Annotated in this window: 9 protein-coding genes and 1 pseudogene; 7 read left to right on the forward strand and 3 right to left on the reverse strand. The window is 35.1% G+C overall.

Features of this window, described 5'->3' with window-relative positions; all coding sequences use genetic code 11:
• Positions 1–62: 62 nt before the first annotated feature.
• The 7 genes and pseudogenes from M663_RS0111185 (at position 63) to M663_RS0111215 (ending at position 7,530) form a co-directional block, all read left to right on the forward strand.
• Positions 63–662, forward strand: a complete 600-nt coding sequence (locus M663_RS0111185) for an HD domain-containing phosphohydrolase (protein ID WP_029688965.1) — start codon at positions 63–65, stop codon at positions 660–662.
• Positions 663–676: 14 nt separating this feature from the next.
• Positions 677–2,658: pseudogene (locus tag M663_RS14840) on the forward strand (methyl-accepting chemotaxis protein).
• Between the two features lie 117 nt (positions 2,659–2,775).
• A complete protein-coding gene (gene hutU, locus M663_RS0111195) occupies positions 2,776–4,425 on the forward strand; it encodes a urocanate hydratase (RefSeq protein WP_029688966.1) in 1,650 nt (549 codons plus the stop codon).
• A gap of 23 nt (positions 4,426–4,448) precedes the next feature.
• Positions 4,449–5,345 (forward strand): glutamate formimidoyltransferase, encoded by an 897-nt coding sequence (gene ftcD / locus M663_RS0111200; protein WP_029688967.1) that lies wholly within the window; start codon positions 4,449–4,451, stop codon positions 5,343–5,345.
• Between the two features lie 9 nt (positions 5,346–5,354).
• A complete protein-coding gene (gene hutI, locus M663_RS0111205) occupies positions 5,355–6,602 on the forward strand; it encodes an imidazolonepropionase (protein ID WP_029688968.1) in 1,248 nt (415 codons plus the stop codon).
• 51 nt (positions 6,603–6,653) lie between these two features.
• A complete protein-coding gene (locus M663_RS0111210) occupies positions 6,654–7,085 on the forward strand; it encodes a nucleotidyltransferase domain-containing protein (protein WP_029688969.1) in 432 nt (143 codons plus the stop codon).
• 16 nt (positions 7,086–7,101) lie between these two features.
• Positions 7,102–7,530, forward strand: coding sequence for a DUF86 domain-containing protein (locus M663_RS0111215; RefSeq protein ID WP_029688970.1), 429 nt, complete (start codon positions 7,102–7,104; stop codon positions 7,528–7,530).
• A 118-nt stretch (positions 7,531–7,648) separates the two neighbouring features.
• Here M663_RS0111215 and M663_RS0111220 read toward each other — a convergent pair whose 3' ends face one another.
• From M663_RS0111220 to M663_RS0111230, 3 genes are all read right to left on the reverse strand, one after another.
• Positions 7,649–8,482 (reverse strand): carbohydrate ABC transporter permease, encoded by an 834-nt coding sequence (locus M663_RS0111220; RefSeq protein WP_029688971.1) that lies wholly within the window; start codon positions 8,480–8,482, stop codon positions 7,649–7,651.
• 12 nt (positions 8,483–8,494) lie between these two features.
• Positions 8,495–9,418, reverse strand: coding sequence for a sugar ABC transporter permease (locus M663_RS0111225; RefSeq protein ID WP_029688972.1), 924 nt, complete (start codon positions 9,416–9,418; stop codon positions 8,495–8,497).
• A gap of 64 nt (positions 9,419–9,482) precedes the next feature.
• The coding region (locus M663_RS0111230; protein ID WP_029688973.1) for an extracellular solute-binding protein at positions 9,483–9,982 on the reverse strand (500 nt) is incomplete at its 5' end.

The following is a 9,982-nucleotide window of genomic DNA, read 5'->3' on the forward strand; positions in this document are numbered from 1 at the left end:
ACATTACAAGAAACAAATGGTATAATTTTTTTGTCAAATTATGTCGAAAAGAAGGGAAAACTGTGGAAGTATACAATTACAGCGAGCATTATCTTATAAAGCATTTAATGACGAGTTTGAAACATTATCACTATATAACTTACTTACACAGTATAAGAGTTGCAAAACTTACTTATTTAGTTTCTAAAAAATTAGAATTACCCAAAGAAGAGCAAATTTATAACTGTAAGGGGGGATTATTACACGATATTGGTAAAGTATTAGTACCTGTTTCCATTCTTGACAAGCCAGGACCGCTTACAGAATTAGAATACGAGTTTGTGAAGATACATCCAACTTATGGCTCGGAGATGTTAAAAATTTTTCCTTCATTGAAGGATTTGGTCCCAGGGGTACTTTACCATCATGAAAGATTAGATGGTTCTGGCTATCCTTTTGGTGTCAGTATTATTCCTTTAAGTGCTCAAATAATAGGAATTTGTGATTCTTTTGATGCAATGACTACAAAAAGGCCTTATAATGAAAAGAGGTTAAAAAGTATACACGAGGCAATATTTGAATTAAAAACCCAACCCAAAAAATATAATTACAAAATCGTAGAAGCATTAGAAGAAGCTTTGTGGGAGAAAAAGGGGAATCTACAACACTTTATTTCGATATAATAGGAGGGTAACAAATGAAAAGTATCAAAACAAAACTGTTGGTGTTTATATTTTTGGTTATTCTAATTCCCCTTGTCATAACAGGATATTTTTCAACAAATATTGCAGAGAGTGTTCTTAAGAACAAGATAAACGATTCCAATCAAGCAGCTTTATCTGTTTTAAATAAGTACATAAATTCTTTTAAACAAGACACAGAATCAATGATTGAAATGTTAGCTGAATCAAATGCTATAATGAATTATGATGGGAGCAGTGCTTCAGATGAAGCAGTACTTAAAAAATTAGAAGAAGTAAAAAAATCTATGCCAGATGCTATGAATGTGTATTTTGCGACACCTGATAAAAAGATGATTTTGTACCCACCTCAAAAACTAGAAAATTATGATCCAACAGAAAGGCCGTGGTATAAAGATGCTGAAAAAGCAGGAGGCAATATTGTCTGGACAGATCCTTATGAAGATTTTGCAAGTAAGATTCTTGAAATAACTGTAACTAAAGCAGTTATGGATTCAAATGAAAAGTTATTAGGCGTTTTAGGAATTGATATAAGTTTAAAACAACTTTCTAAAAATATATCCAGTATAAAGCTTGGTAAAACAGGATATATATATATGTAGTCACAAAAGACGGCATTACTATTACTCATCCTGATTCTAGTAAATTATTTACTTCTATCAAGCAATACGATTTTGGTGAAAGATTATTGAATACTAATAATGCTACTATACAGTACAGTTCAAACAATGTGTACAAATTTGCCAGTGTGAGAAACCTTGACAGCTTTGGTTGGAAAGCAGTAGTTACAATGGAAAATAGTGAACTAACGAAAGATGTCACAAAAATACGCAATTTTGTGATTACTGTAAGTATAATAGTATTACTCATAGGATTTTTAATAGCATACTTCTTTGCAAATTCTATATCCTCAGGAATCAAAAAAGTGGTAACTGCTATGTCTGCAGCAGCTAAAGGGGATATTACGGTTAAAGCTAATGTAAAAGCAAAAGATGAAGTTGGAATACTGGCAAATAGCTTCAACACCATGATTGAAGGAATAAAAAGGCTTGTTTTTGACATAAGAAGCGTATCAGAGTCTGTAAATCACTCAGCGGAAAACATGGCTGTAGCTTCTGAACAGGCAGCACAAGCCACACAAGACGTTGCAAAAGCCATTGAAGAAATCGCACAAGGAGCTTCTAGCCAAGCAAGAGAAGCAGAGGAGAGCGCTAATGCCACTGTATTACTTGGGCAATTGATAGACCAATCCATTAAAAACGCTGATGAGATAAACCAAGAAGTAGAGAATGTCAGCATGGTATCCAACGAAGGGCTTGTGATTATAGATGACTTAATTAAAAAGACAGAACTGACAGTAGAAGCAAATAACAATGTAAAAGAATCCACAAATTATCTTTTAGAAAAATCTACGGAAATAAGCAAGATTGTAGAGACGATAACGGGCATAGCAGACCAGACAAATCTTTTATCACTAAACGCAGCGATAGAAGCAGCAAGAGCAGGAGACGCAGGAAGAGGTTTTGCCGTTGTAGCAGATGAAGTGAGGAAATTGGCAGAACAGTCCTCACAGGCAGCGAGAAATATAGCTAACTTAATATCTGAGATACAAAGCACGATTAACGATACTTACAAGACAGTAGAAGACTCAACAAAATCAATAGAAGAGCAAAGCAATGTAGTCAATACCACAAAAGATGTATTTGAAGGAATACTTCATGCAGTGAATTTCATAGTAGAGAAGATTGACAATCTAAACAAATCATTAAAGGAGATAGAGGAGCATAAAAATAAGATAGTAGATTCAATACAGAACATAGCGGCTGTATCAGAAGAGTCAGCGGCATCAGCGGAAGAAGTATCCGCAACATCACAAGAACAGTCGGCAATTGTGGAAGAGATGGCATCAACAGCAAATGAACTTAAGAATTATGCCAATACGCTTATGGAAGCAATTAAACAGTTCAAAGTAGAGTAAGCGGGAGAACTCCCGCTTTTTAAATTTAAAAATGTATAAATATTAGCAGGATTTTTGAAGTGATAAATAGAAATATACTATATCACCAAATTAAAAAATTTATGGGGGGATTTAAATATGTCAAGGGTTATAAAAGCGCCAAGGGGGACCACATTACATTGCAAGAATTGGCAAATAGAGGCGCCTTATAGAACTTTGATGAACAATCTAGATCCGGAGGTAGCAGAGGACCCGTCGAATTTGATAGTGTATGGAGGAGCAGGTAAAGCCGCAAGGAATTGGGAAGCTTTTGATAAAATAGTAGAGAGTTTGGAAAATTTAGAAGAAGATGAAACACTTCTCATCCAGTCTGGGAAACCTGTAGGAATTTTTAAAACTCATACAATGGCACCAAGAGTGCTCATATCCAATGCAATGTTAGTACCTGCATGGGCTAATTGGGAAAATTTCTGGGACCTTGAGGCAAAAGGGCTTACCATGTATGGGCAAATGACAGCAGGAAGTTGGATATATATAGGGACACAAGGGATAATAGAAGGAACTTTTGAGACTTTTGCAGCTCTTGCTAAAAAACATTTTGATGGAACATTGAAGGGAAAGTTTGTACTAACTGCAGGACTTGGAGGTATGAGTGGAGCTCAGCCTTTGGCTATTACCATGTTGGATGGCGCTTGTCTTATAGTAGAAGTGGACAGAAATAGAATACAGAGAAGATTAGATACTAAATACCTTGATGTAATGACAGACAATCTTGACAAAGCTTTAGAAATGGTTTTGAAAGCAAAAGAAGAAGGAAAGCCTTTGTCAGTTGGACTTGTCGGAAATGCCGCAGATGTGCATCCTGAGCTTGTAAGAAGGGGAATAATTCCAGACGTTGTAACAGACCAGACATCAGCCCATGACCCATTAAATGGGTATGTGCCAAATGGAATGACACTAGAAGAGGCATTTGCTCTTAGAAAATCAAATCCAGAGGAATATATAAAGAGAGCTAAAAAAGCTATGGCAAAGCACGTTTCAGCAATGCTTGAGATGCAAAAAAGAGGAGCAATAGCTTTTGATTATGGCAACAACATAAGGAGAATGGCTTATGATGAAGGGGTAAAAGAGGCTTTTAATATCCCAGGTTATGTTCCTGAGTATATAAGAGATTTATTCTCTGAAGGGAAAGGACCTTTCCGCTGGATTGCATTATCAGGTGACCCTGAGGATATTTTTAAGACTGACGAAAAAATTTTAGAACTTTTCCCTGAAGATACACTGCTTGAAAGATGGATTAGGTTAGCGAGAGAAAAGATTAAATTCCAAGGATTGCCTGCGAGGATTTGCTGGTTAGGATATGGTCAGAGAGCGGAATTTGGCCTTGCAATAAATGAAATGGTGAGAAAAGGCGAGCTGAAAGCTCCTATTGTAATAGGCCGTGACCACCATGATACGGGTTCTGTCGCATCCCCTTACAGAGAAACGGAGGCAATGAAAGACGGCAGTGATGCTATCGCAGATTGGCCAATACTTAACGCCTTGTTAAATACTGCTTCAGGAGCTACATGGGTATCAGTACATCACGGCGGTGGAGTTGGAATAGGATATTCAATACACGCAGGAGTAGTAGTGTGTGCCGATGGAACAAAAGAGTCTGACTTGAGAATAGAGCGAGTTTTGACTTCTGACCCTGGTTCTGGTGTTATGAGACATGCAGATGCTGGATATGAAATTGCAATAAGAACTGCGAAAGAAAAAGGAATAAAAATGCCTATGCTAAAATAACGTTGGAAAGGATGAGGAAATAAATGGATCAGATAATTGAATGTGTACCTAATTTTAGTGAAGGAAGAGACCAAGAAAAAATAGCACAGCTTGTCAAAGAAGTTGTGTCGACGGAAGGAGTAAAGCTTTTGGATTACTCTTCCGATAAAGACCACAACAGGACAGTTATAACCTTTTGTGGAGATGCAAAGGGAGTAAAAGAAGCGGCTTTTAAGCTCATTAAAAAAGCTTCAGAGATAATTGATATGAGGTACCATAAAGGAGAACATCCGAGGATTGGGGCAACAGATGTGGTGCCCTTTATACCTGTAAAAAATGCTACAATGGAAGAATGTATCCAAATTGCAAGAGAAGTAGGAGAAAGGGTTGGAAGAGAGCTTAATATACCTGTGTATTTATATGAAGAAGCTGCTACAACTCCGGAAAGAAAAAATTTAGAGAATATAAGGCGGGGAGAATATGAAGGTTTTTTTGAAAAGATAAAACAGCCGGAATGGAAGCCAGACTTTGGTCCGCAGGAGATGAACCCCAAAAGCGGTGCGACAGTGATTGGCGCAAGAAATTTTCTCATTGCCTACAATGTCAATCTTGCTACAGACAATATTGATATAGCTAACAAAATTGCTAAAGCTATCCGATTTTCAAACGGCGGTTACCGGTATGTAAAGGCGATGGGGGTGGAATTAAAAGAAAGAGGAATTGTGCAGGTGTCGATGAACCTTACTGATTTTAATAAAACACCTATTTACAGAGTTTTTGAAACAATTAAAGCAGAAGCTTTAAGGTATGGGGTAAATGTTATAGGCAGTGAAATAATAGGGCTTGTGCCAGCAAAGGCTTTGTTTGATGTGGCAGATTATTATTTAAGAATAGAGAACTTTTCTGAAAATATGGTTTTAGAAAACAGAGTATACGAATGAGGTGTTAAAATGAAGGCAGATTTGTTAATATACAACATTAAGAAAATTTATACACCTCTTGGCAATTGCCCACTATGTGGAAGTAAAATGGAAAATATGGAAGAAATTGAAGATGCTTATATTGCAATAAAAGATGGAAAAATTTTAGCGGCAGGAAAATCACCTGCCGCAATTTCTGCAAAAGAAAAAATTGACGCAAAAGGCATGATTGCAATTCCTGGATTTGTAGACCCTCATACTCATCTTATACATTATGGCTCAAGAGAAAATGAAGTGGCACTTAAATTAAAAGGGTATTGTTATGTAGACATATTAAAGCAAGGTGGAGGAATACTTTCTACTGTTAATGCAACCAGAAATGCTTCTGATGACCAATTGATAGAAAAAGCTATGAAAAGCCTTGATATAATGCTATCTCATGGCACTACTACTGTAGAAGTAAAAAGTGGATATGGACTTAGCACAGAAGAAGAGATAAGGCTTTTAAGACTTATGAATAAGCTTAATTCAATCTCTCTTGTGGATATTGTTCCTACTTTTTTAGGAGCTCATTCAATACCTACGGAGTTTAAGGAGAATTCTTGGGGATATGTTGATAAAGTTGTAAATGAAATGATTCCCAAAGTAAAAGAGGAAAATCTTGCAGAGTTTTGTGATGTTTTTTGCGAAGATGGAGCTTTTGACTATGAACAGTCTAAAAAGATATTAGAAGAGGCTAAAAAGTATGGAATGAAACTTAAAATTCACGCTGATGAGTTGACACAAAGTGGTGGAGGAGAATTGGCGGGAATATTAGGTGCTGTAAGCGCAGACCATCTTGAAGAGGTATCTGAAAAAGGAATTGAACTTATGAAAAAAGCAGGTACTGTAGGGGTACTTCTTCCTGGAGTTTCTTATTTTTTAGATAGACCTTATGCCAATGCAAGAAAATTAATTGAAAAAGGTCTTGCTGTGGCTCTTGGTACGGATTACAACCCGGGGACAAGCCCTACAGAAAATTTACAGCTTATAATGTCTTTTGCGTATATAAAAATGAAAATGTCTGCTAAAGAGATTTTAACTGGTGTAACTTTAAATGCAGCTTGTGCTATTGATAGGGGAAATGAAATAGGCACAATAGAAAAGGGCAAAAAGGCAGACATACTATTAATTGATGCGCCCAATCTTGACTATATAATGTATCATTTTGGGATTAACCATGTAAATACAGTTATAAAGTCAAAAGGGGACAAAGCAGTTGTGATTGGAGTAGAATAGGGATAAGGCATAATGTTAAAATTTGTGATATAATAGTATGTGGTGATTATTATGTATAGCGTTTCGGAAAAATTAACTAATATATGCCAAAAATATAATATCGCATTGGTGTATTTATTTGGTTCACAAAAAGAAAATGCACTAAAATTGTTGAAAGGGGAAAAAGTAGTTATTTACGATCCGCTGACTGATATTGATGTTGGAATAGTTTTTTTGGAAAATATAGAATTTATGAAAGATCGATATAAAATTTATGCCAATGTTTACAATGAAATGGAAGAGGTATTTAAGCCATATAAATTAGACCTCGTATTTTTACAAGAAAGGCATTCCATTTTTCAATGTGAAGCTCTAAAGGGAATTTGCATTTATTACTATTCAGAAGAATTTAAAGATACATATGAAATGCGAATTTTGAGGCGTGCAGCAGATTTCAAATATGTCTATGATAAATACAATGAAGAAGTTTTAGAAAAGTATTAAAAGTGTGGTGAAAATTATGATAAATCGCCAACTAATAATAGAAAGACTTACGCTTATGGATGGCTATTTAAAAGAATTAAAAGCCTTAGCTTCTATTGATAAGAATTCTTTTTTAAGTGATAAAAGAAATGCAGCAGCAGGTGAAAGTTTTTTAAGACGGACTCTCGAAGCAATATTTGATATAGGCAGGCACATTTTAGCTAAAACAGGGAATATTGATTTATCAACCGAATATAAATCAATTGCAAGAGGATTAGGTGAGTATGGATATGTAAGTCCAGAATTAAGTGATAAGTTAGTACTAATGGCTGGATATAGAAATCGTATGGTTCATTTGTATAATCTGGTAACAGATGAAGAACTGTATGATATTATTACTTCGGAACTTACTGATATTGAAGAGTTCATATCTGACATAAAAAATAAAGTGTTAGAAGTAAAATAATTGTACAAAAAATCCACAGCACATACTGTGGATTTTTTAAGATTCATATGACTTTCATAACTTCTTGTATATGTAAAGATTTTTTCATCGTCCTCATATAGCAGAGTAATGTTTTGTTCTATCCCTTTACTGCACCGGCGGTTAATCCAGATATTATCCTCTTTTGGAATATGAGTACCATTATGATAAGAGGTACTGTTACGACAACAGAAGCCGCTGCAATATCTCCCCAAGGAAGGTCATGTTCTCCAGGAAACATGGCTATACCGACGGGTACTGTTCTCATTGAGTCTTGTGTGTTAAATACAAGGGCGAAGAGAAATTCATTCCATGCTGCTATAAACGTCAGAATGGCAGTTGTGAACATGCCAGGAGTAGCAAGAGGCATTATTATCTTTAAAAATGCTTGCATAGGAGTAGCACCATCTACTTTTGCGGATTCTTCAAGTTCAAAAGGAATTTCTCTAAAAAATGAGGTTAAAATCCATAAAGAAAGAGGAATTGCAAAAGTAGTGTATGTCAGTATAAGACCTAGATAGCTATTTAATAAGTTTACATTTTTTAGAAAAATAAACAGGGGGCTTACAATAGCTATTCCAGGAAACATTGATACAGACAAAACTAAAGATAGTATTATTGATTTCCCTTTAAATTTAAGTCTTGCTAAAGCATATGCTGCAAAAGAAGATACAAAAAGACTAAAAAGAGTGGTAGATGAAGCAACAATAAAACTATTTTTCAAATAGGTTAAAAAAGGACGTTTAGTAAATACATTTATATAATATCCCGTATAAATCTTACTTGGAATCCATGTTGGAGGAATACTAAATAGTTCTTGTGGAGTTTTAAAGGAGGTAAGTGTTTGCCATAGGAAAGGGGAAATTATATATACAAGGAATATTGTTAAAAAAATATAGAAGATAATTTGGTTTATGGTATTTTTAAGCTTCATTTTTAAATCACCTCATTTCAAAATGCTTTTATCCAAAAGCTTTATATAGAATATTGCAAAAATGAAAACAAAGATGAATATTATAACAGCTATTGCTGAACCAATTCCAAAGTCAAGATTTCTAAAGAGGGTTTTATATGCATATATAGAAAGAGTCTCTGTTGAATTACCAGGTCCTCCTCCTGTCATTACAAAAATGAGGTCAAATACTCTAAAAGCGTCTAATGTTCTGAATATGAGAGCAACTAAGATTGTAGGTTTTAATAATGGTAAAGTGATACTAAAAAATTGCCTTATACTTCCTGCTCCATCTACTTTTGCTGCTTCATAAAGGTCTTGGGATATATTCTGTAGCCCGGCAAGCAACAACAATGCCATGAAAGGTGCAGTTTTCCATACATCTGCAAATATAGCTGCCGACATTGCTGAAGAAGGGTTTCCAAGCCATGCTTTATAACTGCTTATTAAACCTATTTTCATTAAAATATCATTTAATACGCCAAACTGATCATTATAAATGAATTTCCACATAAGAGCTGATATTACAGTTGGAATTGCCCACGGAATTAACACAGCAGCTCTTACCAATCCTGTCCCTTTAAATTTTTTATTCATCAAAAGTGCCATTACCATTCCAAGTACTAATTCCAGCGCTACAGATACAACTGTAAAGAATACTGTGTTTAAGGTTGCAGACCAAAATCTAGAATCAGAGAATAGTGTGCCGTAATTCTGAAGACCAACAAAGTGTGTGAGTCCAGGAAGCTGCAATTTCATGTAATAAAGACTTAACTTAAAAGTATTTAATACAGGATATAAAGCTATTGCAGTAATACAAAGTAAGGCTGGAGCAACTAATATATATCCCAATGTGGCTTCACTTAGTTGGAACTTAGATTGTTTAGTTGGAGATGTTAAATTTTTTTGTTCTATCACGTTATCACCTCTTTATATTAAGTGGCAGCAAAAAGCTGCCACTTTGGATTTGTATGAAGAAGTACTATTTACCGTTATTCTTTATTATTTCATCAAGGTCTTTTGCTACATTTTTAACAGCTTGTTCAGGTGAAATTTCTCCTGTTAAAGCTTTATGGAAATTAATTTGCATTGAATCAGACATTTGTGGATAAAATGGGGATACTGGTCTTGGTTTAGCTGTTATGAATACATCATAAAAATCTGCCCAATAGGGATTTTTTGCTAAAACTTCTTTGTCCTGATATAAAGATTTTATTGTTGGGAGATTGCCGCCTTCTAAAGCGGTTATCTTTTGACCTTCTTCACTTGTAACAAATTCTATAAATTTCCATGCTTCTTCAGGATGTTTTGAGTATTTGTTTATACCGAGATTCCATCCACCTAAAACTGGAGTGCCAACTTTGCCGTCTTTTCCTCTTGGAATAGGTGCTATACCAACTTTACCTTTTACAGGCGAATCATCAGAATTAAGCAATGACCAAGCATAAGGCCAGTTTCTCATAAAAATTGCTTCACCTTGTT

This window comes from Thermoanaerobacter sp. A7A (assembly GCF_000445185.1).
In the GTDB taxonomy this organism is placed as follows: Bacteria; Bacillota; Thermoanaerobacteria; order Thermoanaerobacterales; family Thermoanaerobacteraceae; genus Thermoanaerobacter.

Excerpts from the sequence above, each read along its gene's own strand:
- hutU (WP_029688966.1), top strand. The coding sequence starts at position 2,776 with ATGTCAAGGGTTATAAAAGCGCCAAGGGGGACCACATTACATTGCAAG.
- ftcD (WP_029688967.1), top strand. The coding sequence starts at position 4,449 with ATGGATCAGATAATTGAATGTGTACCTAATTTTAGTGAAGGAAGAGAC.
- hutI (WP_029688968.1), top strand. The coding sequence starts at position 5,355 with ATGAAGGCAGATTTGTTAATATACAACATTAAGAAAATTTATACACCT.
- M663_RS0111210 (WP_029688969.1), top strand. The coding sequence starts at position 6,654 with ATGTATAGCGTTTCGGAAAAATTAACTAATATATGCCAAAAATATAAT.
- M663_RS0111215 (WP_029688970.1), top strand. The coding sequence starts at position 7,102 with ATGATAAATCGCCAACTAATAATAGAAAGACTTACGCTTATGGATGGC.
- M663_RS0111220 (WP_029688971.1), bottom strand. The coding sequence starts at position 8,482 with ATGAAGCTTAAAAATACCATAAACCAAATTATCTTCTATATTTTTTTA.